At 63.8% G+C, this 26,129-nt stretch carries 28 protein-coding genes; 13 read left to right on the top strand and 15 right to left on the bottom strand.

The window, feature by feature from the left end; genetic code table 11:
• Nucleotides 1-581: 581 nt before the first annotated feature.
• Nucleotides 582-830 (top strand): hypothetical protein, encoded by a 249-nt coding sequence (locus YUU_RS59280; RefSeq protein ID WP_156944735.1) that lies wholly within the window; start codon nucleotides 582-584, stop codon nucleotides 828-830.
• Nucleotides 831-870: 40 nt separating this feature from the next.
• Here the strand turns inward: YUU_RS59280 and YUU_RS57190 are convergent, their stop codons facing one another.
• The 10 genes from YUU_RS57190 to YUU_RS59285 form a co-directional block, all read right to left on the bottom strand.
• On the bottom strand, nucleotides 871-1,068 hold the full coding sequence (locus YUU_RS57190; RefSeq protein WP_084801729.1) for a hypothetical protein: 198 nt from the start codon (nucleotides 1,066-1,068) through the stop codon (nucleotides 871-873).
• 263 nt (nucleotides 1,069-1,331) lie between these two features.
• Nucleotides 1,332-1,763 (bottom strand): hypothetical protein, encoded by a 432-nt coding sequence (locus tag YUU_RS0137650; protein ID WP_035664459.1) that lies wholly within the window; start codon nucleotides 1,761-1,763, stop codon nucleotides 1,332-1,334.
• 180 nt (nucleotides 1,764-1,943) lie between these two features.
• A complete protein-coding gene (gene benD, locus YUU_RS0137660) occupies nucleotides 1,944-2,720 on the bottom strand; it encodes a benzoate diol dehydrogenase BenD (RefSeq protein WP_027526955.1) in 777 nt (258 codons plus the stop codon).
• Entirely contained in the window at nucleotides 2,717-3,739 is a 1,023-nt protein-coding gene (gene benC, locus YUU_RS0137665) for a benzoate 1,2-dioxygenase electron transfer component BenC (protein WP_027526956.1), read from the bottom strand. The genes benD and benC overlap by 4 nt, the downstream gene beginning before the upstream one ends.
• A gap of 31 nt (nucleotides 3,740-3,770) precedes the next feature.
• A complete protein-coding gene (gene benB / locus YUU_RS0137670; RefSeq protein ID WP_051390098.1) occupies nucleotides 3,771-4,295 on the bottom strand; it encodes a benzoate 1,2-dioxygenase small subunit in 525 nt (174 codons plus the stop codon).
• Nucleotides 4,292-5,662, bottom strand: a complete 1,371-nt coding sequence (locus YUU_RS0137675; RefSeq protein ID WP_027526958.1) for a Rieske 2Fe-2S domain-containing protein — start codon at nucleotides 5,660-5,662, stop codon at nucleotides 4,292-4,294. Before YUU_RS0137675 ends, benB begins: the two co-directional genes overlap by 4 nt.
• 50 nt (nucleotides 5,663-5,712) lie before the next feature.
• Nucleotides 5,713-6,606, bottom strand: coding sequence for a dioxygenase (locus tag YUU_RS0137680; protein WP_027526959.1), 894 nt, complete (start codon nucleotides 6,604-6,606; stop codon nucleotides 5,713-5,715).
• 57 nt (nucleotides 6,607-6,663) lie between these two features.
• The gene (gene catC, locus YUU_RS0137685) at nucleotides 6,664-6,954 is read right to left on the bottom strand and encodes a muconolactone Delta-isomerase (RefSeq protein WP_027526960.1); all 291 of its coding nucleotides are present in this window, start codon (nucleotides 6,952-6,954) and stop codon (nucleotides 6,664-6,666) included.
• A 3-nt stretch (nucleotides 6,955-6,957) separates the two neighbouring features.
• Nucleotides 6,958-8,121 carry a muconate/chloromuconate family cycloisomerase gene (locus YUU_RS0137690; RefSeq protein ID WP_027526961.1) on the bottom strand — a complete coding sequence of 388 codons (1,164 nt, stop codon included), beginning with the start codon at nucleotides 8,119-8,121 and terminating at the stop codon, nucleotides 6,958-6,960.
• Between the two features lie 973 nt (nucleotides 8,122-9,094).
• On the bottom strand, nucleotides 9,095-9,241 hold the full coding sequence (locus YUU_RS59285; protein WP_156944736.1) for a hypothetical protein: 147 nt from the start codon (nucleotides 9,239-9,241) through the stop codon (nucleotides 9,095-9,097).
• Between the two features lie 132 nt (nucleotides 9,242-9,373).
• Between YUU_RS59285 and YUU_RS53015 the strand changes: the two genes are divergently transcribed.
• Nucleotides 9,374-10,297, top strand: a complete 924-nt coding sequence (locus YUU_RS53015; protein ID WP_035664462.1) for a LysR family transcriptional regulator — start codon at nucleotides 9,374-9,376, stop codon at nucleotides 10,295-10,297.
• Nucleotides 10,298-10,721: 424 nt separating this feature from the next.
• Here the strand turns inward: YUU_RS53015 and guaA are convergent, their stop codons facing one another.
• On the bottom strand, nucleotides 10,722-12,320 hold the full coding sequence (guaA, locus tag YUU_RS0137710) for a glutamine-hydrolyzing GMP synthase (RefSeq protein ID WP_027526963.1): 1,599 nt from the start codon (nucleotides 12,318-12,320) through the stop codon (nucleotides 10,722-10,724).
• Nucleotides 12,321-12,733: 413 nt separating this feature from the next.
• Between guaA and YUU_RS0137720 the strand changes: the two genes are divergently transcribed.
• On the top strand, nucleotides 12,734-12,943 hold the full coding sequence (locus YUU_RS0137720) for a cold-shock protein (RefSeq protein WP_027526965.1): 210 nt from the start codon (nucleotides 12,734-12,736) through the stop codon (nucleotides 12,941-12,943).
• A 255-nt stretch (nucleotides 12,944-13,198) separates the two neighbouring features.
• Here YUU_RS0137720 and YUU_RS0137725 read toward each other — a convergent pair whose 3' ends face one another.
• Entirely contained in the window at nucleotides 13,199-14,500 is a 1,302-nt protein-coding gene (locus tag YUU_RS0137725) for an RsmB/NOP family class I SAM-dependent RNA methyltransferase (RefSeq protein ID WP_027526966.1), read from the bottom strand.
• A 36-nt stretch (nucleotides 14,501-14,536) separates the two neighbouring features.
• Nucleotides 14,537-14,959: an MAPEG family protein gene (locus tag YUU_RS0137730; RefSeq protein ID WP_027526967.1), complete on the bottom strand. Its 423-nt coding sequence runs from the start codon at nucleotides 14,957-14,959 to the stop codon at nucleotides 14,537-14,539.
• 161 nt (nucleotides 14,960-15,120) lie between these two features.
• Here YUU_RS0137730 and YUU_RS0137735 point away from each other — a divergent pair, with 161 nt between their 5' ends.
• From YUU_RS0137735 to YUU_RS0137780, 10 genes are all read left to right on the top strand, one after another.
• Nucleotides 15,121-15,744 (top strand): hypothetical protein, encoded by a 624-nt coding sequence (locus YUU_RS0137735; protein WP_035664464.1) that lies wholly within the window; start codon nucleotides 15,121-15,123, stop codon nucleotides 15,742-15,744.
• A gap of 70 nt (nucleotides 15,745-15,814) precedes the next feature.
• Nucleotides 15,815-16,663: a metallophosphoesterase gene (locus tag YUU_RS0137740; protein WP_027526969.1), complete on the top strand. Its 849-nt coding sequence runs from the start codon at nucleotides 15,815-15,817 to the stop codon at nucleotides 16,661-16,663.
• A 131-nt stretch (nucleotides 16,664-16,794) separates the two neighbouring features.
• Complete coding sequence (locus tag YUU_RS0137745) at nucleotides 16,795-18,090, top strand: alanine racemase (RefSeq protein WP_027526970.1); 1,296 nt, start codon at nucleotides 16,795-16,797, stop codon at nucleotides 18,088-18,090.
• Between the two features lie 13 nt (nucleotides 18,091-18,103).
• On the top strand, nucleotides 18,104-18,763 hold the full coding sequence (locus YUU_RS0137750; RefSeq protein WP_027526971.1) for an amino acid ABC transporter permease: 660 nt from the start codon (nucleotides 18,104-18,106) through the stop codon (nucleotides 18,761-18,763).
• Between the two features lie 11 nt (nucleotides 18,764-18,774).
• A complete protein-coding gene (locus YUU_RS0137755) occupies nucleotides 18,775-19,425 on the top strand; it encodes an amino acid ABC transporter permease (protein WP_027526972.1) in 651 nt (216 codons plus the stop codon).
• Nucleotides 19,412-20,140: an amino acid ABC transporter ATP-binding protein gene (locus YUU_RS0137760; protein WP_027526973.1), complete on the top strand. Its 729-nt coding sequence runs from the start codon at nucleotides 19,412-19,414 to the stop codon at nucleotides 20,138-20,140. Before YUU_RS0137755 ends, YUU_RS0137760 begins: the two co-directional genes overlap by 14 nt.
• Nucleotides 20,141-20,187: 47 nt before the next feature.
• Nucleotides 20,188-20,985 carry a transporter substrate-binding domain-containing protein gene (locus tag YUU_RS0137765; RefSeq protein WP_027526974.1) on the top strand — a complete coding sequence of 266 codons (798 nt, stop codon included), beginning with the start codon at nucleotides 20,188-20,190 and terminating at the stop codon, nucleotides 20,983-20,985.
• Between the two features lie 61 nt (nucleotides 20,986-21,046).
• Complete coding sequence (locus tag YUU_RS0137770) at nucleotides 21,047-21,391, top strand: RidA family protein (protein WP_027526975.1); 345 nt, start codon at nucleotides 21,047-21,049, stop codon at nucleotides 21,389-21,391.
• A 62-nt stretch (nucleotides 21,392-21,453) separates the two neighbouring features.
• Complete coding sequence (locus YUU_RS0137775; RefSeq protein WP_027526976.1) at nucleotides 21,454-22,479, top strand: succinylglutamate desuccinylase/aspartoacylase family protein; 1,026 nt, start codon at nucleotides 21,454-21,456, stop codon at nucleotides 22,477-22,479.
• A 218-nt stretch (nucleotides 22,480-22,697) separates the two neighbouring features.
• Nucleotides 22,698-23,762, top strand: coding sequence for a LacI family DNA-binding transcriptional regulator (locus YUU_RS0137780; RefSeq protein ID WP_027526977.1), 1,065 nt, complete (start codon nucleotides 22,698-22,700; stop codon nucleotides 23,760-23,762).
• Between the two features lie 3 nt (nucleotides 23,763-23,765).
• Here YUU_RS0137780 and YUU_RS0137785 read toward each other — a convergent pair whose 3' ends face one another.
• Both YUU_RS0137785 and YUU_RS0137790 read right to left on the bottom strand, forming a co-directional pair.
• Nucleotides 23,766-24,041, bottom strand: coding sequence for a hypothetical protein (locus YUU_RS0137785; RefSeq protein ID WP_027526978.1), 276 nt, complete (start codon nucleotides 24,039-24,041; stop codon nucleotides 23,766-23,768).
• Between the two features lie 196 nt (nucleotides 24,042-24,237).
• Nucleotides 24,238-26,079, bottom strand: coding sequence for a DUF3857 and transglutaminase domain-containing protein (locus YUU_RS0137790; protein ID WP_027526979.1), 1,842 nt, complete (start codon nucleotides 26,077-26,079; stop codon nucleotides 24,238-24,240).
• Nucleotides 26,080-26,129 lie beyond the last annotated feature (50 nt).

The raw sequence follows: 26,129 nt of genomic DNA on the forward strand, positions 1-26,129 counted from the left end.
AATTACATTCTGCAGTTTGTCATCTAAGTTGAAATCGCTTGCGAGCTTGAGCGCCAGAGCGGTCTTGGACGAATAACTTGTTCTATCGGGCTTAAGTGTCTTGGCCTTTTCACACAGCCAAGACCCATAGCGGTCCTAGCAAGCACCGGCGTCGTTAGCTTAAGCGCGTCCAACCACCATCTGGTTTAATCTTCTCTCACCTTGTGCAAGGCGCGAGTCATTCGAGCGCCCATGCGACACCGTCGCCAAGTGGAGCAATAGAGCTTCCTGACCAAGCTGTTCGACTAACCTACCGGAGCGTGGCTGCTCCCCCTCTGTCTGCGGTCTTTCCGCACGATAGCGAAGCCGATGATCGATACCACCAATCACGGCCCAGGCCCGCGAGACGCTGAAGCGGGCTGCCAGGGTAGCCCCGCGCTGCGCGACGGAGGGCAGCGCCTGTGCGTTTCATATGGCCGGCAGCAAAAGCGCTTCCCGTGCCTCCGTGGGCTGCACGGCTCTCGCAGCTTCGTGATCACGCCGATGCGTTCGAGCAAGGCACGTCGTAGTACAATGACCTTGCCTCGAAGAGGAGCCCGGCCATGAAGAAGATCGTGATCGTTACGACCTTTGCTGCCGTTACTCTTACCGCCTATCCGGCGGCGGCATGCGACTGGAACCGTCAGACAAGCGCTAAAGATCCCGTTGTCGCCGCCACCGCCACTTCCACAACTGTTGGACAGGCCTCACAAGGCGCTGCGGCCCAGCCCACGAGTGTCACTTCCGATGAGGGCAATCGCAAACCCCTCCAAGAATCGGCGCCGGTTGTTTTGATCACTGACCGCCACTAGGCGCGCCTGCGAGTCTCGCGACGGTGCGGTCGACGAGCGATCAACTGGGCCTGCGGTCGCCGGCTTCGTGATGTTCGTCGCCACCAGTCCGATCATCAGCCCCGTCGGAAGGGCTGACGCTGCAATTCGCCTCTGCGACTTCAGGGCTGCTGGTCTGGATCAGGAAAAGCTGCTTCCGCATCTCAGTAAGGCGCGCACGGCAAAACTCACGGTATAGAAAATCGAAAATGGCGGGCATGATCGAGCCCTCCGTCGCTCGAATAAGCGCCGCACCACGACAATGGCGCGCGCTGTGAACTAGATCACAGGCAGGCGCCTGTATTCCGGGCTGTTCTGGTCACTTGTGCGTGCGAGGTGGGCGCGCTGTTGACGGGATGCGCGTCGACGGGTCGCTCCGGCGGCTCGTTGTGCGCAGCCGGACGGGTCATCGCCGCGAAGACGCTGATCCCGATGAGAGTTCTGTCGCTGTCACCGTCTCTTGGAACTTGCCAATGCCTTCTCCTAAAGGCGGGTCAGGTCAGCGATCCCGGCGCGAAGCAGGATGTGGTCTTTGTGCCGGCTTGTCCCTCGCTGCATCACCACACCGCGGTGCCGGTCGGGTTTGTGCCTGGACAGCACCTTGTAGGACTCGATCTGGTGGGCGTCCGGGGTGCCGGGGCTGATCGTCACCGAGCCGTCGGAATTGAGCACATAGTCACCGTAGTAGCGGTGACCGTCGGCATCGTTGCAGCACCACCCGCCGAGCGCGTTGTGCTGCGAGCTAAACCACTCGCTGATCTCGGGCGAGTTGCCCTCGCAGGGACCGCCCTTGGCGTGCGAATCTGTGACCATGACGGCGATCAGCATCATCAGCGCGATCGCGATGACCATGAACAAGCGGTTACGGTTCTCGTTGAAAATACTTCCAAACCTCTGGGTAATGACGGCGGACATCTTCGCCTGCGAGCTGCGCCAAACCACAATCGGCTCGGCCTGAGTGCGGGAGCCGGGATGAAGCGACGCGAGTTCTTAGGTGCGAGGGCAGCTCCATTTCTCCTTCGTTCCGCCCAGCATGCTCAGCGACCCTGCTCAGGGTCCAACTGTGGACCTTGCGCGCGGAACGACGTCGCAGAGTTACCCGAGGTCGCCGCCGGCGACTGGCAAGATATTGCCTGTGACATAACTTGCTTCATCCGACGCCAAGAACAGGATTGGCGCGACCTGCTCGTCGATCGAGCCGTATCGCCCGAGGAAGCTAGATTTCTTAACCTGCTTGACGACCTCGTTCATCCATGTCTTTTCTTCAGCCGTATCGCCGTCGGCGTTGCGCGGCACTCGCCTCGGCGGCGCCTCTGTGCCGCCGGGAGCCGTCGCGACAACGCGTATGTTGCCCGACGCATACTCCATCGCCAAGCTTTGAGTGATCGCGTTGATTCCGCCCTTTGCAGCCGAGTATGGCACCCGGTGAATGCCGCGCGTCGCGTTCGATGAGACGTTCACTATCGTACCCCTGCCTCGCCGGGTGAGGTGCGGAATCACGGCGTGACAGCACCACAAGGTGGGCATTAAGGAGCGCCGAATCTCTGCCTCGATCTGCTGCGGCTCGAACCGATGGTATGGTCGCATCCGGATTGCGCCGCCGACGTTGTTGATGAGGATGTCGATTGCGCCGAAGTGTCTGATGGCCTCGGCCATGGCGGCTTCAGCACCGTCGTGGGTTTCGAGATCGCATACGAAGCCGCGGCCTCCGACACCTGCTTCCGAGGCGACATCATCGACGAAGTCCGCACGATCGACGAACAGGACGTTGCCGCCCTCGGCCGCGGCCCGCAGTGCCACGGCGCGTCCGATCCCCTGAGCGGCGCCGGTCACGACCAGCGTCTTTCCGGCAAAGCGGCCTTCGAAGATCATGCTGCCACCGCTTCGCTCGCGGAAAACTTCTCGTAGAAGAAATGCGAGGGGCTCACCCTCTTTTCCGTGAAGAACACCCGCACCGCCTCCACCATCGGCGGCGGACCGCACAGATAGACGTCGCAGTCGCCGTCGTTGAGATGCTCGTCCGCCAGATGCGCCGTGACATATCCCTTCAGCGGATGGGCGCTATCCGGGTTGGCGACGCAGGTCGCCCAGGTGAGCGTCGGGAGTCGCTTGGCCAGCGCTTCGATCCGATCGATCTCGACCAGATCGCCATCATTGGTGACGCCGTAGATCAGATGCACTGGCTGGTCGGTGCCTTGGTCGGCGAGGACCTCGAGCATCGACAGGATCGGCGCGAGGCCCGTGCCGCCGGCGAGCATCACGACCGGACGGTCGACCGCGCGCAGGAAGAAGCTTCCTTGCGGACCGACAAACGTCATCCTGGTGCCGGCCTTGGCCTCGCTCGCGAGCCAGCCGCTCATCAGACCGCCCGGCACGTTGCGGATCAGGAAGCTCGCTTCACTCGCCCCCACCTTCGAACTGAACGAGTAGGAACGATGCTCGCTCGTCCCGGGCACCGTGAGGTTCACATACTGGCCAGGCAGGTATCCCAGCGCGTCCGGTCTGTCGAGCTTGAGCTTGAGGATGATCGTGCTGTCCGAGACGAGTTCGACCGAGCTCACCTCGGCGCCATGTTCAGCGGGCTTTACCTTGCAGGCGGTGGACGGAACCGGCACGGCGATAACGCAATCCGAGGACGGCACCATCTGGCAGGTCAGCACCAGTCCCTCCTCGGCCTCGGCTCCATTCAGGGCGTCGTCGAGATATTCGTCGCCGAGATCGTATTCACCCTGCTCGCAGCGGCATTTGCAGGTGCCGCAAACGCCATCCGAACAGTCCATCGGCAGGTTGATCTTGTTGCGATAGGCCGCGTCCAGGACCTTCTCGCCCTCGTTGCATTCGACGAAACGGGTGGCCCCATCCTCGAAATTGAGTGCTACGCGATAAGTCATATCTTACTCTCCGCGATCCCGACGGGCGGCGTCAGATGTGATAGATGTCGATGACCTGGTGGATGTAGTCGCTCTTGAGTACGACCTTCTTGGCCAGGATCCGCAGTTCCTCACCGCGCGTATCCAGCGTGTAGAAGGCGGCGCCGAAGAAGCTGTCGGTCTTCTTGTAGCGGTGGCTGAGCGTGTGCCAGTTGAAGCGCAGGTCTAGCTCGCCGTCGCGCTCCTCCACGATTTCGACATTCGAGACATTGTGGCTGGTACGCGGCTCCGGCGTGCTCGCGCCGGAGCGCTCGGTCTTGATCCGGAAGACACGGTCTTCCAGACCCTCCCGGTTGGGATAGTAGATGAGAGAGATATGCTGCTGCGGGTCCTCGACGAGTTGGTCGTCGTCGTCCCACGCCGGCATCCAGAAACTGGCCTTGGGCGAATAGAGCTTGATCCATTCGTCCCACTGCCGGTCATCGAGCAGCCGCGCCTCGCGAAACAGGAAGGAGCGGACCTGTTCGAGATCGAATTTGCTGGTGGGCACGAGCGTGCTGGCGGTCGCGATGCTCATGCTGCCTCTCCCCGCAACGCAACGACGCCGGCCGCTTCGCCGCCGTTTCGCAGGATCGCCTGGCGCAACGACTTGGCCCAGAACTCATGCTGGCGCACGAACAGGCCTTCGTCCTCGCTGCGTTCGCTGCTCAGCAGCGGCTCGAGGCCGATCGCCCTGGCGTTCTCATCCGGGCCGTCGATCCAATGGACGGCGCCCCGGCTGAGGTCGTTCCAGAGTTCGCCGGCGCCGACATAGGCGGTCTGACAAGCACGGAATTCTTCCAGATCGTCCGGCGTGCCCATGCCGGAGACGTTGAAGAAGTCCTCGTATTGCCGGATGCGGGTCGCTCGTTCCTTGGCGTCCTCTCCTTTGGGCGCGAAGCAGTAGATGGTCACCTCGGTCTCGTTGACGCTGATCGGCCGCACCACGCGGATCTGCGTCGAGAACTGGTCCATGAGGTAGACGTTTGGATAGATTCCGAGATTGCGGGTCTGGCCGATAATGAAGCCGGCGCGATCCTTGCCGAGACGCGCTTCGAGCTCGTCCTTGTGATTGAAGACGGGCCGGACTTCGGGGTTGAGCAGATTGGTCCAGAGCAGGATGTGTCCGTTCTCGAAGCCGTAGACGCCGCCCACGCTCTTGGACCAGCCGTTGGCGTCGACCGTCTTGGTGCCCTCGTTCTCGTAGTTGCGATGGCCCATGGTTGCCGAGTAATTCCAGTGCACGGAGCTCACGTGATATCCGTCGGCACCGTTCTCCATCTGGAGCTTCCAGTTGCCGTCGTAGATGTAGGAGGAATTGCCTCGCAGCACCTCGATGCCGTTGGGCGCTCCGTCGACGATCTGGTCGATCACGGCGTTCGCGCCGCCGAGATGCTCCTCGAGAGAAACGACGTCCGGATTGAGGCTGCCGAACAGAAACCCGCGATAGCTCTCGAACCGCGGCACCTTCGCCAGGTCGTGCGAGCCCTGGGTGTTGAACGAGGCCGGATAGTCGCCAGTCTTGCCGTCCTTCACCTTGAGCAGCTTGCCCGAATTGCTGAAGGTCCAGCCGTGGAATGGACAGGTGAAGCTGCCCTTGTTGCCGTGCTTTCGCCGACAGAGCATCGCGCCGCGATGGGCGCAGGCGTTGATCATTGCATGCAATTCGCCTGCCTTGTCGCGGGTGATCATGATCGGCTTGCGGCCGATCCAGGCACTGAAATAGTCATTGTTCTCAGGGATCTGGCTCTCATGCGCCAGGAACACCCAGTTGCCCTCGAAGATGTGCTCCATCTCGAGCTCGTACATCTCGACATCGGTGAATATGTCGCGGCGGCACCGGAACAACCCGTTCGCCTTGTCTTCGACCACCGCGCCGTCGATGCGCTCCAAGAGTGTCGTCATCGCTTCCTCTCCTCTTCCTATTTGTTGCCGGGTCGGGTCCCCGCCGGAACTCAGGCCGCCTCAGCGCGCTGTCGGGTGGAAAAGTGCTCGTCGGCACCATCGGCGGCGCGCTGGAGCTGGAAGTCAAAATTGATGTAGGCGCTGTCGCCCTGGCGCTGTGGGACCGGCAGCAGACCGTCGCGGGTGGCGAAGGCGAAATCGTCGGCGGCATGCGGGTCGTCGCCGAAGTTGATCTGCGTCGTCAGTTTCCGATAGCCGGGCGCTTCGATGAAGAAGTGGACGTGCGCCGGACGATGACCGTGACGGCCGATCGCCTTCATCAGCGTGTCGGTCGCGCCGCCGGGCGGCACTGAATAGCCGTTCGGCATCTTGGAGTGGAACGAGTATTTTCCGTCGGCGCCGAGCTTGATGCGCGCGCGGTTGTTGAACGGCGTCTGTTCACGGGTTGGGTCGAAGTGCGAGTACCATCCCTCTGAGTTGGCGTGCCAGACGTGCAGGATCGCGTCCTTGACCGGCTCGCCATCCGGACCGGTAACGCGACCCCTCATGTACAGGCTGCCAGTCTCGTCCGGATCCTTCGTCAGATTAACATCGCCCTCCTCGAGCGGCGCACCCGCCACGTAAAGCGGTCCCTCGATGGTACGCGGCGTGCCGCCCGTGCGGCCGGCTTCCGCATCCTTCGCATCCATAAACAGATCCAGGAAGTGCTCGAGGCCCGTGCCCGGCACCAGCAAGCCGAATTCCGGCGCGCCCTTCTGCAGGAAGTTGATGGCGCCCCAGAACTCGTCCTCGCTGATGTCGTGCCGGACGATGATCTCGGCAGCGGCCTCGACGATGTCGCGGACAATGGCCTTCAGACGCGCATCTCCGCTCGGCTGATTGAAGCCCGCAGCCTTGTCGAGCAGTGCCTGGACGTTCGCAGTCTTCACGAAGCTCGTATCCATGTCGTCTCTCCCTTGGTTTTAAGTCCGGCATACGGACGTTCGTCGTTCGGAATATTTTCAGCGCTCGTCGTCGTGGGTTGAAGACGGATGCCTACAGAGCGGCGTCACCTTCATCTCCATGAAGGGATAGAGCGGCAGGCTCGTCAGGATGTCGTGAAGTTCGGCGTTGCTCTCGACATCAAAGATGCTGACGTTCGCGTAGTGGCCGACGACGCGCCAGATGTGGCGCCACTTGCCGGCACGCCGGAGCTCCTGAAACCGATCTTTCTCGCGAGCCTTGAGGCGGGCGGCTTCATCCTTGTTAAAGTCCATCGGGATACGGACGTTCATCTCAACCATCGAAAGCATGTGTCACGCTCCCTTCGCCGCGACGACATGCAAGGTCGGCGCGGTGCGGTCCCGACGAAACCGGGCGATCTTGTCCTCGTCGAGCGCGATCCCGAGACCGGGCCCCGTCGGCACACCCAGCGAGAAGTCGGCGTAGTCCAGCGGCTCGGCCAAAATCTCCTCCGTGAGCAGCAGCGGACCGAACAGCTCAGTGCCCCAAGCGAGCCTGGGAAACGTCGCAAAGAGATGGGCGGAAGCTGCGGTGCCGACACCCGCCTCGAGCATCGTGCCGCCGTAGAGACCGATCCCTGAGGCATCGGCGATGGCCGCGACGTCGCGACCGGCATGCAGTCCGCCCGACTGGGCGATCTTCACGGCGAACACGCGGGCGGCGGCGCTGGCGGCAACACGGAACGCGTCGCGGGGACCATGTAGCGCCTCGTCGGCCATCAGCGGGATGCCGTGCCGCGCGGACAGACGCGCCATGGTGGCAAGCGCGTCGCGGGCGACCGGCTGTTCGACCAGGTCGCAGCCGGCGTCTTCCAGCATTTTCATGCCGGCGTCGGCCTGTGCCTCGTCCCAACCCTGGTTGACGTCGACGCGGACGCTGCCCCGGCTTCCGATCGCTTTCTTGATCGCCGCAACATGCGCGACATCATCGGCCACGCTGCGCTTGCCGATCTTCAGCTTGAAGATCGAATGCCGCCTGGCCTCGATCATCGCCTCGGCTTCCTCGATGTCGCGCGCGGTATTTCCACTCGCGAGCGTCCAGGCCACCGCCAGGCGGTCGCGCACGCGTCCCCCGCCGATCAGTTCGGAGACGGGCACGCCGAGACGCTTGCCGGCGGCATCAAGCAGCGCGGTCTCGATCGCGCACTTGGCGATATGGTTGCCGACGACGCTGCGACCGATCCTCGACATTGTCTCGGCGACGCGGGACACTTCACAGGTCTTCAGGACCGGCGCGATATAGGTATCGATTGCGAGCTTGATGCCTTCCGGGCTTTCTTCGCCGTAGCTCAGACCACCGATCGTGGTGCCTTCGCCGATCCCGATGACACCGTCTGAGCATGTGATCCGGACCAGAACGACGGCCTGGCTGCGCATCGTGGCCATCGCCAGGACGTGAGGCCTTATCGTTGGCACATCGACTATAAAGGTATCGATCTGGGTAGCTTTGCTCGTCACCGGCGCATCCTCGAATTCGTATTTCTTGGCCGAAAACTAGATATATGCGGCATCGATGGCAAAGACCGATTGGATCCAATATTATACCTGTGCGGTATACGTCTCTCAGATGGGACAATGGTCAGCTCTGCTTTTCCGTACGTTCGACGATGAGTATCGGTGCGTCGTCCGCCGCCAGGAACCGTGGATAACCGCCCCGCCGATCGGTCACCCTCTCGAAAAGCAAGGCGACCGTCTCGCTGGAGCCAATGGCTGAGGGTCGCTTTCTTTCTCTACGTCAGGTATCCCATGAGCACTCGGTTGGCCCGACCGGCGATTGTTAGCCCGTTGAGACATGTTAACCATTGTTCTGATTGCCGGCCCTGGAGCCGACCTGCATCGCGATCGTGCTTCTATCTTCAGGTCAGAGATGGCTCGCAGAGTTCGAGCCGCGTCGAATTCACTGCGGGCGGCTGCGGTTAAGCACCTAGGATCGATTATCGGCTTTCAGGCCCTCACGCCGATCTACAGATTTTGGGCGCTGGCCGCTCCAATTGCGGTTCGATCCACAGGCGCGAAGCCTCGGATTTCCTTGAGTATGGTGCAGGCGCAGTGGCCGCACTTCGCCGTGCAGCCGAGCAAGGCGTAGACGCGACTGACCCGCGGGCATGGTGCGACGCTTGCGATCGCGGACCTAATCTCGACCTCGCTGAGGACGTTGCAACTGCAAACGATCACGGCGCATTCCTGACTGAAGAAACTGCTAGGATCGCAATGGGAGGCAATCCTGGCGAGACTGCCGGCCGCTACGATGGTGAATGAAGCGAGACCACCCTAGGCCGTAGCCTTCGATCGAAACAGGACCGCCTCAGTCTATATTCATACCTGCGGGGTATAGTGCACGCCGAATTCCACCTCCTCATCGGAGGGACACGTCGGGTACGATGTCGCTCGACGGCCAAGCACAGCCCGCGCTTCGGCAGGCGTCGCCGGCCTACATCCATGCTTCGGCGGTGTCGGATGCGAGCCGATCCTTGCCGATCCCAATGTTGTCCTCCAGGCCGTTCCGGACCGCGTCGGCGCTCCGTTGCAACGCCCAATCCACGACGAGAGACTGATGGTGATCGATCCGGTCGGCCATCCACGTGGCGCCGGGAATGACGCGCCTCGTTTCCGCGACCGGGAGGGTTTGCCCGGATCAGCTTGAAGCGAAGGATCGATTGTGTCTATTTCAATACTCGAGAGGTATGGACGCGATTGGAGGGCTGTTCCCATGGAACTCCGTCACCTGCGCTACTTCACCACCGTGGCAGCGGAGGGCTCCTTCAGTCGCGCCGCTGAGAAACTCCACATCGCGCAACCACCGTTGAGCCGCCAAGTACAGCAGCTCGAGGACGAACTGGGCGTGCGTCTGCTCGATCGTGGCCGACCGCTTACGTTGACAGAGCCCGGACGATATCTGTTCGAACAGGGACGCCAGATCCTGCAGCGCATTGACGAGATGCGTGCGATGACCAAGCGGATCGCCAAAGGCACGGTATTGCAGTTCAACATCGGCTTTGTCGCATCCACCCTCTACGACGCTCTTCCGGAACTGATCCGCCGCTTCCGCATCATCATGCCCGGCGCAGAGGTCAATCTTCTGGAGATGACGACGCTCGAGCAGGTCGCAGCATTAAAGGACGGTCGTATCGATGTAGGTTTCGGTCGACTGAGATTCGACGATGAGGCGATCGTCCGTAGCGTCATCCGTGAAGAACGCGTCTGCCTTGTGGTACCGCGCCGGCACAAATTGGCGGCCAAGAAGGGGAAGTTGCGGCTGCGCGCAACCGCTGACGAACCGCTTATCGTCTATCCCAAGTCGCCGCGGCCAAGCTACGCCGATCAGGTTCTTTCATTCTACCGCGATGCAGGTATTGAGCCGAGGGTCGCGATGGAGGCGAAGGAGTTGCAGACCGCGCTCGGTCTTGTCGCCTCTGGTGGCGGGGTCTGCATCGTGCCTGCCTCCGTGAGGCGCTTCGGGCGCGACGACGTATGCTTTATCGACCTCGATGAGCCGAAGATGATTTCGCCGATCATCATGAGTTATCGCAAGAATGACGCGTCGATGTTGCTCACGCAACTGATCAAGCTAGTTCGCGAATTCGATAAATGGGATGCATCTACCGGTCACCCTGCCTCCGGCTCGTCTGATTGATCGCGATGCGGCGCCTGCGCCGGGGGTTCAAGCTCGACGCAGATATCATTCATTGCCAGATAGGCCCCTAAAGGCCGGGCGCGTCACCGTAGCTACAAGCGAGCCCCTCCCCACTCCGGTTAAGAAGTTGATTCAACACAATCACTTGGATATCGCGGTTTGGAGGAACCCCGTGCGATCACGGCCATTGGTCGAGATGCTTCTCGCTCCAGTGAACCAGTTCCTTGCCGCTCCCTCGCCTCACGACGTCCTGCCATTCTGCACGCCATAGTGCGCCTGGATACTCTGTTAGTGGAAGGGAAGTGGAATGCCGACTTCCACCGCATTAAGCTCGGCCACAACTTTGGTCAGTCGCTGAATATGAAAGTAACGGGAACAGCCCCCACCAAAACTACGCTGTGCTGCGCGATTGCACTCGGCCTCACTACTCCCACTCAATCGTCCCCGGCGGCTTGCTCGTCACGTCGTACACAACCCTATTCACGCCCTTCACCTCGTTGATGATGCGCGTGGCGGTCTCGCCCAGAAACTTCATGTCGAACTGGTAGAAGTCCGCGGTCATGCCGTCGGTTGAGGTCACTGCGCGCAGGCCCACGACGTAGTCGTAGGTCCGGCCGTCGCCCATGACGCCGACGGTCTTCACCGGGAGCAGCACGGCAAAGGCCTGCCAGATTTCGTCATAGAGGCCGTGCTTGCGGATCTGGTCGATGTAGACGGCATCGGCCTTGCGCAGGATGTCGAGCTTGTCGCGTGTGATGTCGCCGGGGCAGCGGATGGCGAGGCCCGGGCCCGGGAACGGGTGGCGGCCGACGAAGATCTCGGGCAGGCCGAGTTCGCGGCCGAGCTCGCGCACCTCGTCCTTGAAGAGCTCGCGCAGGGGCTCGACGAGCTTCATGTTCATGCGCTCAGGCAGGCCGCCGACATTGTGGTGCGACTTGATCGTCACGGAGGGGCCACCGGTGAAGGAGACGCTCTCGATCACGTCGGGGTAGAGCGTGCCTTGGGCGAGGAAATCGGCGCCGCCGGTCTTCTTGGCCTCCGCGTCGAACACGTCGATGAAGAGACGGCCGATGGTCTTGCGCTTCACTTCCGGGTCGGTGACGCCTTCGAGCTCGCCGAGGAACTGCTTTGAGGCATCCACGTGCACGAGCGGGATGTTGTAGTGGCCGCGGAACAGATCGACCACCGTCTTGGCCTCATCGAGACGGAGCAGGCCATGATCGACGAACACGCAGGTGAGCTGGTCGCCGATCGCCTCATGAATCAGCACTGCGGCCACCGCCGAATCGACGCCGCCGGAGAGGCCGCAGATCACCCTGCCCTTGCCGACCTGGTTGCGGATCTTCTGGATCGCCTCCTCGCGGAAGGCGCGCATGGTCCAGTCGCCGGAGAGGCCTGCGATCTTGCGCACGAAGTTGCGGATCAGCCTGGCGCCATCGGGCGTGTGCACGACCTCGGGATGGAACATCAGGCCGTAATATTTGCGCTTCTCGTCCTGGATGATCGCGAACGGCGCATTCGGCGAGGTGCCGGCCACGGTGAAGCCCGGCGGCATCCTGGTGATGCGGTCGCCATGGCTCATCCAGACCTGGTGCTTGCCGCCGAGCGTCCAGGTGTCCTCGAACAGCCTGCTCTCGGCCTTCACCTCGACGTCGGCGCGGCCGAACTCGCGGTGGTGGCCGCCCTCGACCTCGCCGCCCAGCTGGGCCGCCATGGTCATCTGGCCGTAGCAGATGCCCATCACGGGCACGCCGGAGGCGAAGATCAGTTGCGGGGCCCGGGGCGAGCCCTCTTCATGCACCGATTCCGGTCCGCCGGAGAGAATCACCGCCTTCGGCTTCATCTCCTTGAAGGCCTCTTCGGCCTTGTTGAACGGGACGATCTCGCAATAGACGCCGTCCTCGCGAACGCGACGCGCGATGAGCTGCGTCACCTGGCTGCCGAAGTCGACGATGAGAATCTTGTCGTGCGCCGAGGCCACATGGGGCGACGACGGGGAGCGGTCGTGCTGTGCTGCTGTCATGGCAAGCAAATACGCGAGCGGGGACGGCCTCGCAATGCCGGAAACCGGCTTTCCAGCGGGAATTTTGGCCGATTTCGAGGGGAAATGGCCGCGTTGGCCGGGGTGAGCAAAGCCTCACTTGCGTCGTGCCTACCCGACACCGCCGAGCTGCGCCTGCAGGACGGTAAGCCCAACATGCAGCGCAAGATAGAAAAGTCATACGATTCGCGATCCGCGCGCGCCGCCTTGAAGTGGCCTGAATATCTCGTTATATTTCAAGGATCGATACTTGGCCGAACGACTGGGCCGCTTCGCCTCGTTTTTGACGGGCGCGCACGCTTCAGATGATTTCCCCAAAACATCGACCAATCCGGATCATGGGCGCATCGATGCGTACCGGTCCACGTGCGTACTATCAAACAAAGGATATCCCCATGGCTATGGGCACCGTGAAGTGGTTCAACAATCAAAAGGGTTTTGGCTTCATCCAGCCGGATGACGGCGCCAAGGACGTTTTCGTTCACATCAGCGCTGTCGAGCGTGCCGGTCTCAGCACCCTCAACGAGGGCCAGAAGGTGTCGTTCGACATCGTCGCAGACCGTCGCAGCGGCAAGTCTTCCGCCGACAACATCCGCGCCGGCTAGTAGGCCCGCGCAACGCGCCAGGGCGCTCTGACCACGGACGTACTGGCAGAGCGTAAGCGATCAAGCCCCGCCACCGAGCTTCGGTGCGCGGGGCTTTGTTTTGGCGCGGGACAGCACTGCCTCGCGCACCGCTGTCATTCCCCGCGAAAGCGGGGAATCCAGTACGCCGCGGCCTATCGATTCACTGGATCGCCCGGTCAAGCCGGGCGATGACAGTTGTGATTGTGGATTCCGCTTCGCCCTTCGAAGGTGAGGTTACGCGGCCCTCTTCAGCACCGAGATGAAGAACCCGTCCGTGCCCGTACGGCGTGGCGTCATCAGCCAGCCTTCGGGCGATCGCAGCGCGGCCTCGGCAAAGGCTTCCGCCTTGTCCCAGAGCACGCTCGCGGTCTGCTCACTCGGCACGACCGAGAACTCCGGATGGCGCGCCACGAACGCCCTCACCTGCTCGTCGTTCTCCTCCGCCAGCACCGAGCAGGTGATGTAGGCGATGCGGCCGCCCGGCTTCACCAGCGGCACGGCGCGATCGAGCACCTCGACCTGGTCCTTCAGCCGGATCTCCAGGGCGCCCGGGCGCATGCGCCATTTGGCGTCGGGGTTGCGGCGCCAGGTTCCGGTTCCCGTGCAGGGGGCGTCGATCACGACGAGGTCCGCGGTGCTGCGGATATCGGCGAGCGGATCGGCCTCGCCCTTGGGCGTGCGGATCTCCGCATTGTGGACGCCCGCGCGCGACAGCCGCTCATGGATGGGGGCGAGCTGGCGCTTGTCGCGGTCGGTCGCGATCAGGCGTCCCTTGCCCTGCATGAGGGCCGCCAGCGCCAGCGTCTTGCCGCCGGCGCCGGCGCAGAGATCGATCACCTGCTCGCCGGGTTTTGCGGCCGTGAACAAGGCCGCAAGCTGCGAGCCTTCATCCTGCACTTCAATGGCGCCCTTAATGAAATCCTCTTCCGACTGGATGCCGGGATTGCGCGCATCGGCGCCAAGCTCGATGCGCAGGCCGTTCGGCGACCATGGCGTCGGCTGCGCCTTCAGATGAGATAACCGGCCGAGAACCTTGTCGCGACTGCCTTTCAGCGTGTTGACACGCAGATCAAGCGGCGCACGGCTCGCCATTGCGGCAGCTTCCGCTGCACGATCCTCGCCAAAGATTTTTGCGAGGTACGGATCGAGCCACTCGGGATAGTCGCCGGCAATCGCAGCCGGTGCGTCCTTGAGGGAACGCGAGGCCAGCGCGGCCTGCTCGGCGTCGGTCAGCGGCGCCGGCGCATAGCGGTTGCCGTCGAACAGCGCAGCCATGGTCGGCGTGTCCATGTCGCGCTCCAGGCGCAGCATGCCGATCAGGCGGGCGCGCGCCGTGCCTGCGTCCATGAGATACGCGCTGGAGGCGTAACGGCGCAGCACGTCCCAGACAAGGCCCGCGATCGCGGCGCGGTCGCCGGAGCCGGCAAAGCGATGTGCAGTGCCCCACTCCTTCAGCGCCTTCGCCGCGGGCACGCGGTCTTTCTCGATGGTGTCGATCAGTTCGATGGCCGCGGACAGCCGGGCAGCAGGGGTCATGTGAATCTTTCAGATCAGGATCGGCGCGCAAAACGCTCAGATCAGCAACAGAATCTTCAGCGCGAAGTAGATCCACATCGCGAGCAGCACAAGCATGCTGGCGAGCCAGATCGTCGAGCGCTGGCCGAGGTCGTTCGAGTTGACGAAGACGCCGGCATGGGCGAACCGCGCCACCACGAACACCCAGGACATCAGCACGATGAAGAGATCGGCATGGCGCAGCGGCAGCGCCAGCGCGATCAGCACGTAGAACAGCACCGGCAGCTCGAACTGGTTGGCAAAGCAATTGGCGATCTGCGTGGCGCGCTTCGGCCAGTTCGGCTCGCCGAGCGCAATGTCGCGGATCTTGGTCTCGCCGGAGACCAGCGTCTCGCGGCGCGCCAGCGCCATCCAGATCAGGAGCGCGAAAGTCAGCGCGACCTGAACGAAGACTGGCAGCAAAACCATTTGAACGGACATCGGAATCCTTCCCGCTTGGTGCGGAGGGCGAGACCGTCATTAGCCGCCACCGCTGGCCCTGACAATCAACGACTTGAACCGCCGTTCCCGGTTCCGCGACCAACTATCGATAGTTAAAGCGATTTTGGCCTCTTCTCCCGCGCGACCTGCGAGCCGCCACCATGACGCTGTTGTCGTCCCTTTCCGCCCTGTTCGGCGATTCCGCCGATGGCGGGCTCGGAATCCTGATGTCGGCGCTGGCCGGGATCGCGGCGGCCCTGGCGGTCGCGATTACCCTCACCGTCTATTTCCGCACCGGCTACCGCACCCGGCGCGATGTCGTGCGACATGTGATCGCGGCACTGGCGGCCTTCGGGCTCTTCGCCTTCGTCGCCTACGACATGCGCGGCGCCGCGCTCGCCTATCTCGGGCTCAATCCGTCCAAGCCGGCGGTCGAGTTCGAAATCCGCTTGCCCAAGGGGGCTTTAGTGGAAGCTTCTGACACCCAGATCGAGCTCCACACCGATCGCAACCAGCGTCTCGCTCAAGTCGAGGGCACGGTCGACCTCGCCGACGGCCGCAGCGTGCTGAAGGGTGCGGTGGCGCTCGACCATCGCACCAGCGATCACCGGCTGGTCGTGAGCCTCGCCGGCAAGGGCACCTTCGAGTTCAGGCTTCGGCTAGCAGCCGATCCCGCCCACACCGCGCAGTTCAGCCCCTGGCATCTCGCCGACCGCGTCGTCTCGCCGATCGCAAGCGCCGTCGCGCCGCAGGACGCCTTCGCGATCCGCTACCGCGTGCTTTAAACTTTGTTCGATCGCAAACGATGCGCGCGTCGTCATCGCTCCGACAAGCGAGTGCGGATATGCTGATCCCATGCCCGAATTTCGCCTCACGCAGATCTCCGACACCCATCTCGGCCGCCGCTTCCCGGGCCTCATTGCGAATTTCCACAGGGTCGCCGAGCACATCGACACCGCGCGCCCGGATCTCGTGATCAACACCGGTGACGTCTCCTTCGACGGCCCGACCAGCCGCGACGACATGGAGTTTGCAAAAACCCTTCACGACGCCCTGCCTGTGCCGTGCCGCTATCTGCCGGGCAATCACGACATCGGCGACAATCCGACCGCGATCGGGCCTGCGCCCGCGCCGCCAGTGGACGAAGCGCACCGCCGGCAATTCTGCGCCGTCTTCGGCCACGACCATTGGCAGTTCGAGGCGGCCGGCTGGTGCTTTATCGGCCTCAACTCGCTGGTGATGAATTCGGGACTTGGGTTCGAGCGCGAGCAGTTCGACTGGCTCGCCTCGCAATTGTCGCGCGCGAGCGGCAATCCGATCGCGCTGTTTGTGCACAAGCCGCTGTTCCCAAACAGGCCCGACGACCCTGAAGCGTTCGACACCGCGATCCGCTACGTGCCCCAGCCGGCGCGGGCGCGCCTGATCGAGATGATGGCGGGCGCAGATGTTCGCCTCGTCGCGAGCGGTCACGTCCATCAGCGGCGTGATTTCACCTATGGCCGCACCAGGCACGTCTGGGCGCCTTCGGCCGGCTTCGTGATCTCCAGCGATGCGCGCCAGGTGCGCATCGGCATCAAGGAGACCGGTCTCGTCGAGTACCGCTTCCAGCCCGACAGTTTTGAGGTCCGCCAGGTCAGGGCCGCCGGCCAGGTCGATGTCGACATCGAGGAATTGCTGGCACAGATGGGCCAGCCTCATCCTTAGGCACCTCTCCCTACTATAGCACCTCAATGCCTCGCTCTTGTGTTGCAATGGCTAGAAACTCTTGATGACAACGTTGTCATTTCCGTCATATCGTCGTCCCCGGCGATTGAGCGCCGCGAGACGGAGGGACAATGCAGTCGTTTTCCCGGTGGGGCACCCAGCGCCTGTCTGCGACCACGCGGGGAATCCCCGTGGTCGACGGCCTCGCCACCGAGGAGATCGGCAGCCAAGGCTGGCGGCCCTGCGGCGGCGACCTCGCGCTGCCTGCCCTCACCCTGGATGAAGCCGCCTTTGCGGCCAACCGCGACCTTTTCCTGCGCTGGTGCAGTGGTGCCGGCGTTGCCGTTGCCCCGCACGCCAAGACGCCGATGTCGCCGGAGCTCGCCCGCTCCCTGCGCGAGGCCGGCGCCTGGGGCACGACGGTCGCCAACATCCAGCAGGCCGCCGTGCTCCTTGCCCATGGCGAACGGCGCCTGCTCTTGGCCAACGAGATCGGCGGCCTTGCCGCCGGGCTGCGGCTCGGCGCGCTGCTGGGCGCCTATCCTGATGCGGAGTTTTACGCCTTCGCAGACTCGCCGGCTGCGGTCGCCTCGCTTGCCGAAGCCGCGCGCCTGTCGGGCCGCAACGACATCGCCGTACTGGTCGAGCTCGGCGCGGGACGCGCCGGCGCGCGCGAGCGCAGTACGGTCGAGGCCGTCATCGCGGCGGTGCTCGCTGCGAAGGGACTGACGCTCGGCGGCGTTGCCACCTACGAAGGCGCTGTTGCCACGTCCGGCGCTGATGAGACCGCCCGCGCGATCGCGAAGCTGATGGCGCGCACGATCGAGGCCTTTGCGTTCGTCCGCGACGCCGCCCCTGGCCGCTCGCTGATCCTCAGTGCCGGCGGCTCGGCTTATTTCGATGTCGTGGCAGCAGCCCTCGTGCCGGTCGCGCAGCGCGACGGCAACGCGACCGTCGTCCTGCGCTCCGGCGCGCTGTTCTTCTCCGATCACGGCATCTACGCACGCGCCTTCGCAGAAATAGACCGGCGCGGCGGTCTCGTCATCGACGGCGTGCACCGCTCCGCGGCTGAAAGTTTTCGCCCTGCCCTCATGCTCTGGGCCGAGGTGCTGTCCCGCCCCGAGGCCGGGCTCGCGATCTGCGGTTTCGGCATGCGCGACGCGTCCTTCGATCAGGGCCTTCCGGTCGCGCTCAGCGTCTACCGCGATGGGGTGGAGCAGCGAGGCCTTGCCGAGGCGCTCACCGTCACCCGGCTCAACGACCAGCACGCCTTCATCGCCCTCGCTGAGGACAGCCCGCTCGCCGTCGGCGACATCCTCGCCCTCGGCATCTCGCATCCCTGCACCTGTCTCGACCGCTGGCGCGTGATCTATGGCCTCGATGCCGGCGGCACGGTCACGCGTGCGCTCACCACGCAGTTCGGCTGAGAGCGGCCACGCGATGAATTTCCTTCCGCTCTGGCGCTATCAGAACCAGTTGATCGACGGGGCGATCGTCACGCTCGAATTGACCGTGATCGCTGCACTGTTTGGCCTGTTGATCGGCATTGCCGGCGCCGTCGCGCTGAAGGGCCGCATCAAATCGCTGCGCTGGCTGGTGCGCGGTTACATCGAGCTGTTCCGCAACACGCCATCGCTGATCCAGATCTTCATCGTCTTCTTCGTACTGCCGACCTTCGGCCTGAAGCTGCCGGCCTTCGAGGCCGCGTCGGTGGCCCTGTCGCTCTATTTCGGTGCCTATTCGGTCGAAATCATCCGGTCGGGCCTCGATTCCATTCCGAACAGCCAGGTCGAGGCCGGCCACTGCCTCGGCCTCTCCGGCTGGCAGGTGTTTCGCCACATCGTGCTGCCACCGGCGCTGCGCAATGCGTATCCGGCGGTCACCAGCCAGTTCGTCCTGCTGCTGCTCGGCACCTCGCTCGCCTCGCAGGTCGCCGCTGACGAGCTGTTTCACGTTGCAGGCTTCATCGAGAGTCGCACCTATCGCAGCTTCGAAGTCTATGCGGTGATCTGCGTCGTCTATTTCGCGATGGCGATGTCGTTCAAGGCGCTCTTTGCGCTTGTTGGCGCGGCCGCCTTCCGCTGGCCACGGCGGCGCTGAGGGAAGAGGCAATGCGATCCTTCTCCCTCATCGATCTCGTCTCGCTGTTCGCAGCCTTGCGCTGGACCGTCGTCCTCGTCGTGCTCGCGCTCGCCTTCGGCGCGCCGCTGGCGCTCGGGCTTGCCATGGGCCGCATCAGCCGCTTCGCCGGCCTGCGCTGGGCGATGGCCGGTATCATCCAGGTCGTCCAGAGCGTGCCGCTGCTAGGGCTGCTGTTCTTCTTCTACTTCGGCATGCCGGTGTTCCTCGGCATCCACGTGCCGGCGCTCGTCGCGGTCACTGTTGCCTATACGCTCTACACCGCTGCCTTCCTCGGCGAGATCTGGCGCGGCGGCTTGGAGGCGGTGAAGCTGGCGCAATGGGAAGCAGGTAGCTGCCTCGGCCTGTCGCTCTGGCAGCAGTTCCGCCACATCATCGCGCCGCAGGCGCTACGGCTATCGCTGCCGCCGACCGTCGGCTTCCTTGTGCAGCTCATCAAGGGCACCTCGCTCGCCTCGATCCTCGGCTTCGTCGAGCTCGCCCGCGCAGGGCAAGTGGTGAGTGCGGCGACGTTCCAGCCGCTCCTCACCTACGCGCTCGTCGCCGCGATCTATTTCGCGCTCTGCCTGCCGCTCACGCTCTGGTCCCGATCCCTGGAGGCCCGCCTCGATGGCTCTCGTTGAAATTCGCGACGTGCACAAGAAGTTCGGCCGGGTCGACGTGCTCAAGGGAGTCTCGCTCGACGTCGAGGAAGGCGAGATCGTCACGATCATCGGCCGATCCGGCTCCGGCAAGTCGACCCTGCTCCGCTGCATCAATGCGCTGGAGAGCGTCGACGCCGGCGAAATCCGCGTCGAAGGGCAAAAGGTCTACGCTGGGATGCCCGACCTCAAGAAATTCCGTCAGCACGTCGGCATCGTGTTCCAGGCCTTCAACCTGTTTCCGCATCTGAAGGTCGAGCGCAACATCACCCTGGCGCCGCTGCTGACCGGCCGCATCGACAAGGCAAAGGCCCGCGCGTTGGCCCTGGACGTGCTCACCCGCGTCGGGCTTGCCGACAAGATCGACGCCTGGCCGGAGCAGCTCTCCGGCGGCCAGCAGCAGCGCGTCGCGATCGCCCGCTGCCTCGCCATGGCCCCTCACCTGATGCTGTTCGACGAGGTCACCTCGGCGCTCGACCCCGAGCTGGTCGGTGAGGTCCTGAAGGTGATGGAGGCGATGGCCAAGCAGGGCATGACGATGATCCTCGTCACTCACGAGATGGGCTTTGCCCGCAACGTCGCCGACCGCATCGTCTTCATGCATCAGGGCCGCGTCTGGGAACAGGGCCCGCCGGCAAAGCTGTTCGCAAACCCCGAGACGTCAGAGCTCGCAAGCTTCATCGCTTCGGCGAAATGAACGTCGTCCCACCAGTCCGGCCATCGTGCCGCCACCAGGAGAGAGTCATGAGAAAGCGGAAGTCCCTTTTCACGATCGCAGCAGCGGCGCTTGCCGTCCTCGCCGCGACAAGCCTCGCCAAGGCCGACAAGCTCCAGGACGTGCTCGGCGCAGGCAAGCTCCGCGTCGGCATCCTCACCGACGCCGCGCCCTGGGGATTCAAGGACGACAAGGGCGAGATCGCGGGTCTCGACGCCGACCTCGCCAAGCTGATCGCTGCCGACATGGGCGTGAAACTCGAGCTCGTCCCGGTCACCGGCGCGGCGCGGATTCCGAGCCTGCTCTCGGACAAGATCGATATTTTGATCGCCGGTCTCGGCGCCACACCGGAGCGTGCGCAGCAGGTGATGTTCTCGCAGCCCTATGCGGTGGTGAATCTCGGCGTCTACGGCGCCAAGTCTATCCCGGCAGCAACCGGCAAGAAGCCCGACAATCTGGAGGGGCGCACCGTCGCGGTCGCCAAGGGCACGACGCTCGACGTCTGGCTCACCGACAACGCACCGAAGGTGAAGCTGGTCCGTTTCGAGGACACGCCGGCCGCAATCGCCGCCTTCCTCGCCGGACAAGCCGATACCTTTGCCGAGAACAGCGCGATCGCGATCAAGGTGCAGGAGCAGAACCCGACCAAGGAGGTCGAGCTGAAATTCCTGATCCGCCAGTCGCCGGCCCATGTCGGCGTGCGCCAGGGCGAGCAGAACCTGCTCAACTGGATCAACACCGACATCTTCACCAACAAGCTCAACGGCAAGCTCGGCGCGCTGCAGCTCAAATGGTTCAAGGAAGAGCAGTCGCTGCCGACGCTGTAAGCTCGGACAACGCTCCCGCGCACCGTGCGCAGGAGCTCACCTTCACGAGGAGAATTTTCAGATGATCAAACGTTACGTCGCCGGCCCGCGCATGAGCCAGGCGGTCGCTGCCGGCGGCCTGGTGCACATCGCCGGCCAGGTCGCCGACGACCGCAAGACAGGCATCGTGTCGCAGACGCAGCAGGTGCTCGCCAAGATCGACGCGCTGTTGAAGGAAGCCGGCTCTGACCGCTCCAAGCTCGTCGCGGTCAACGTCTTCCTGCCGCACATCACCGACTTCGACACCATGAACTCGGTCTATGACGTCTGGATCGATCCGGCCAATCCGCCTGCGCGCGCCTGCGTCGAGGCCCGCCTCGCAGATCCCGACCTGCGCGTCGAGATGACTGCGGTCGCCTTGCTCTAAAGGCGTCGCTTCTCTTCCAACCTTCGGCCGGCGTCGCCAACGGCGCGGCCCCGAGGCAGCACATGCACACCGGACTTTTTCACGAGATCGATTTCGAGAAGGACCAGAAATGGTCCGGCCATCTCGGCATTCCCTTCTCGATCGATCGCTCCCCCTATTTCCAGCTCAAGATCCCGATCTTCCGGATCAGGAACGGCGCCGGCCCAAAGCTCCTCTTGATGGCCGGCAATCACGGCGACGAATATGAGGGCGAGATCACGCTCGCGCGGCTGTATCGCCAGCTCGATGCTGCCGCCATCAAGGGCGAGATCACCATCCTGCCCTTCGCCAACCTGCCCGCCGTGATGGCGGCGCGGCGGCGCTCGCCGCTCGACGAGGGCAATCTCAACCGCGCCTTCCCGGGCGATGCCGGCGGCACGCCGACGTTTCGCCTGGCACACTTCCTCGAGCACGAGCTGTTTCCACGCCACGACGTCGTCTTCGACATTCATTCCGGCGGCACCTCGATGGCGCATGTTCCCTGCGCGCTGATCGAGCGGCAGGGACCACCCGAGATGTTCGGCCACGCGCTGCGTCTGATGGAAGGGTTAGGGATGCCCTTCGCCTTCGTCGCCGAGAATGGCGCCACCGCACCGACCTCGATGGCGGCGGCGGCGCGCGCCGGCGCGATCGGGCTGTCAGGTGAATTCGGCGGCGGTGGCACCGTCACGCCGCAGACGATAGCCCTCACCGCGCGCGCCGTCGACCGCTTGCTGCTCGCACTCGGCATCGTGCAGGCGCCGGTGCTCGGACCTCATGCACCGGTCGAGCGCGATACCGAATTGCTGGCCCTGCAAAGCCACGCGCAAGCGGTGTTCGCGACGCGGCGCGGCTGGTTCGAGCCGGCCGTCACAGTTGGTGCACGCGTCAAGGCCGGCGACATCGCCGGCTGGTATCATGATTTCGAGCGCCCGGAAGTTCCCGAAGAGGTGCTTCGCTTCCCCACCGACGGCATCGTGATCTCGCAACGCCTGCACACCGACAGCCAGAGCGGCGATTGCCTGGTCCAGGTCGGCCGCGCCCTGACACGCGAGGAGATATTGGCGTAATGAGCTTTGGCCGCAGGCACGCTGCACCTCTCCCGCTTGCGGGAGAGGTCGGCGCGAAGCGCCGGGTGAGGGCTTTCTCCCCTTGGGGGTTATCGATTGCGGAGAAACCCTCTCCCCAGCCCTCCCCGCAAGCGGGGAGGGAGCGCACCTCCGTCGAGGTTGCAATGAATTCTGATCTCATCATGCTCTAACCTAACGTCGTTTTCTTCAGGGATTCGATGACCGCTCCGACAACGCCGACATACGATGACGTGCTGCGCATTCCGTCGCCGCCTGGCCGAGGCAGCGCGGGCGGACGGCCGCCGCGCATCGAGGAGGTGGCGGAGCGCGCCGGTGTCGCGCCGATCACGGTGTCGCGGGTGCTGCGTCATCCCGAGAAGGTCAATCGCGAGACGCGTGACCGCATCCTCGAAGTGATCGAGGCCACCGGATACGCGTCGAACCCGCATGCGCGCGCGCTGCGCTCGGGCCGCTCGAACGTGGTCGTCGCCTTCGTCTCTAACATCCTGAGCCAGCAGTTTGGGCTTGCGGTACGCAGCTTCGCCGCCACGCTTGAGCCGGAAGGTTTTGAGGTGCTGGTCGGCCAGACCTCCTACTCCTATGCCAAGGAGGTCGCGATGATCCAGTCGCTGCGCGGCATCCGCCCTGCAGCGGTGATGTTCACCGGCGTGATCGAGCTGCAGGAGAACCGCACCGCGCTCGCCGAGCTCGGCATGCCCGTGATCGAAACCTGGGCGTTTCCGCGCGATCCCATCGACATGCTGGTCGGCCTCTCCAACACCGACGCAGGTGCAATGGCGGCACGGCGGTTGGCGGACGCCGGTTATCGCCGCGTCGCCTTCATCGGGCGCAACGGCGGCCGCGGCGCGCTCCGCCGCGACGGGTTTCGCGCGGCGGCGGCAAGGCTGGGCTTAGAGATCGTCCACGAGATCGGCCTCAATGAGATCACGGGCCTCGTCGACGGCCGCGCAGCCTTCACCGCGCTGCACGACCGCGGCGGCAGCGTCGACGCCGTGTTCTGTGCCAACGATCTGCTGGCGACCGGTGCGCTGATCGAGGCGCGGTCGCGCGGTGTGTTGGTCCCACGCGATCTCGCCGTGCTCGGCTTTGGCGACAACGACGTGGCGGACCAGATCACGCCGGGCCTCACCACCATCACTTTTGATTCCGCCGCGATCGGCCGCATCGCCGGCGAGCTCTTGCTGGCGCGCCTGTCCGGCAGGCCGAGCACCGAGCCGCGACGCGCGGTCGAACTCGCCCTGGTCGAGCGCGGCAGCGTCTAGGCTCTAGGCAACGTCCTTCAGGTTCTGTTGGATCGCGACCAGCAGCGATTGAAGGGCGTCGCTGTTCACGGGCTTCGGGCTGCCAACGGCCCGCGGCACGGGACGCTTGGGGAAGACCGGCCGGGTCGGAAACGGTGGCGCAACAGGCGCTGCTCCTTCCTCGGCATCGGTGTGAACAAACTTGCCGTGCAGCACGTCGTCGTGACGGCCCATAATGAACATGGTCGCCCAATAGCCGGCGGCCAGCAGAATTACGCTGAAAATACCAATCTCAAACATCATCGCACCTGAAATTGGTCCAATGATTCAATGCCTTCACCGGCCGGTCAATGAACGGACGGTCACAGCTGCGACTTTTGCGGGCAGGTGTTGCCGATTGGCGACTCTTTATTAACCAATCACCCGCCCCGGGCCGAAGCGGGGCCAGCTAGGGGTTCTGCCCCGGACTGCCGTCCTTGCGAGCGAATTGCGGCCGTCAGCCGAACTCCTTCGTGGCGGCCGCGATGACCGGCGCGATATCCGTCGCGATCTGCGGCGAGCATGATTGCCCTGGCACCCGGATGACGGTCCGGCGCTCGATATGCAGCGTTTGCCCGTTGAGCTCATAGCGAGCTTCGAAGCTCGCGAGCGGCAGGCTCACATTGACGCTAGCGGGAATGTTCGTCGGGGTCCGCCCCTCAGGCAGGTGTAGATCGATGATTTGATCGTAGCTCTGCGCCTGGCACACGAAGTTCTGCCTGTGCTTTCCCTTGATGGCCTGGTCGAACGGGTTCAGGGCCGGAAGCAATAAACGCGGCCCCATCGGGATGGCACTCCGGTTGCCTTCGTCGCCGAAGAACTTGTTGGACAAATCATAAGTGGTCTTTACGACGAACGGCTCGCTGTGATCAGTCGCCGGCCGGACCTCGATATTGCCTGTGCCACGCCAGTTCTGCTTGCCAAGCAATTCCTTCGCAAGCACGTCGCCCCCCTTCAGGGCGACCTGGGTCATGACCCCGCGCAAGCTGGCGCCTGTCGCGCCCTGCGCTGCGACGGTTGCAGTGCCTTTGGCCGTCCCATCCGCTGCGAGGGTGACGTCGGCCGTGACCGTCAGTCGATTGCTCTCGGCGGCAAGTGGGGGCGTCCGCACCACGACGATGCCTTTGGTGCCGATCCGCAGCACGGTCTTGTCCGTCTCGACGCCCGGCAAGCTTGCGAAGGTAGAGGTGCTCGCAGTCGGATCGACGTAGTGGTCGAACTCGGGCAGCCACAGGATCACATGGTTGAACCACCCTGGGGTCGGCACCTCAAAGGCGCGATAGACCGGTAGCGTGGAAATCAGCGCGTAGTCCGCCTCGATGCCTTTGGCGGCCAGGAGAGCCCGCATCAGCGTAACGTGATCCTTGCAGTCGCCGTACTTGTTGGCGAGCACGCTTGCCGCATCGTGCGGCACGAAGCCGCCTTGCCCGAGGAAGATCGAGAAATAGCGCACATTCTTCGAGACCCAGTCGAAGATGGCGCGCGCCTGCTCGCGGCGATCCGTGATGTCCCTGGTGAGGTCCTCCGCCACCGTCTTCAAGTCCGGCGTCGGCTTGCTCATGGGGGCCGCGCCGTCCAGAAACCCCTGGCCGATGGCCTGCCAGCTGCCGTAGCTCGAAAGAATGAGATACGGGCTGTGATCGATGGCCGCGGTCGCGCCGGGCTCATCGGCCTGATAGGTCTGTGGTCCAAGCGTCCATGACACGACCCGGCGCTCGCCCTTCTCTTCTGACAAGCGAGCAAAGCCGTCCGACTGTTCCGCGACGGCAAGGCTCTTGGGCGCATCAAGCGTGATTTCCACATTTTCGAAACGGCCCGAGGGCGGCACGACGTACGTCGCGCTGAACCCGCCCGAGATGCCGTGCTGGCGTTCGCGGCTGTGCGTTTTGTAATGAAGGCTATCGCCGACGGCGACGTCGGGGAAGACAATGGTGCGGTTCCTGACATCCGCCTCGAAGATACCGAGTTGCGACGCGTTCGGGAGATTGGAGGTGAGAATCTTGTCCGCGGGAACGTCGATGCGGCGCCCGTCGGCCTTGACGGTCGTCGCCTCGATGATCTCGAGGTTCGCGAAGTGTTCATTGACCTGAAGCGTGATCTGGCCAAACGCGGTGACAGCCACTTCGGAGCGGATCGCGACATCGACCGTCGATATGGTTTCGAGGAGATCGCCGGGCAGCACCGTCAACGCCATCGACACGCGTCGCGAGAACGGCGCTTCGTCAGCCAAGGCTGGGGCAACGAGGGCAGACGTCAGGGTGATTGCGACGACGACATGCAGTCCTACGCCGATGTTCATCGTTCGCCGCCCGCCAGCCCCTTTTCGGAATGCCACGGCCGCGCGAATTC

This window comes from Bradyrhizobium sp. Ec3.3 (assembly GCF_000472925.1).
Taxonomy (GTDB): domain Bacteria; phylum Pseudomonadota; class Alphaproteobacteria; order Rhizobiales; family Xanthobacteraceae; genus Bradyrhizobium.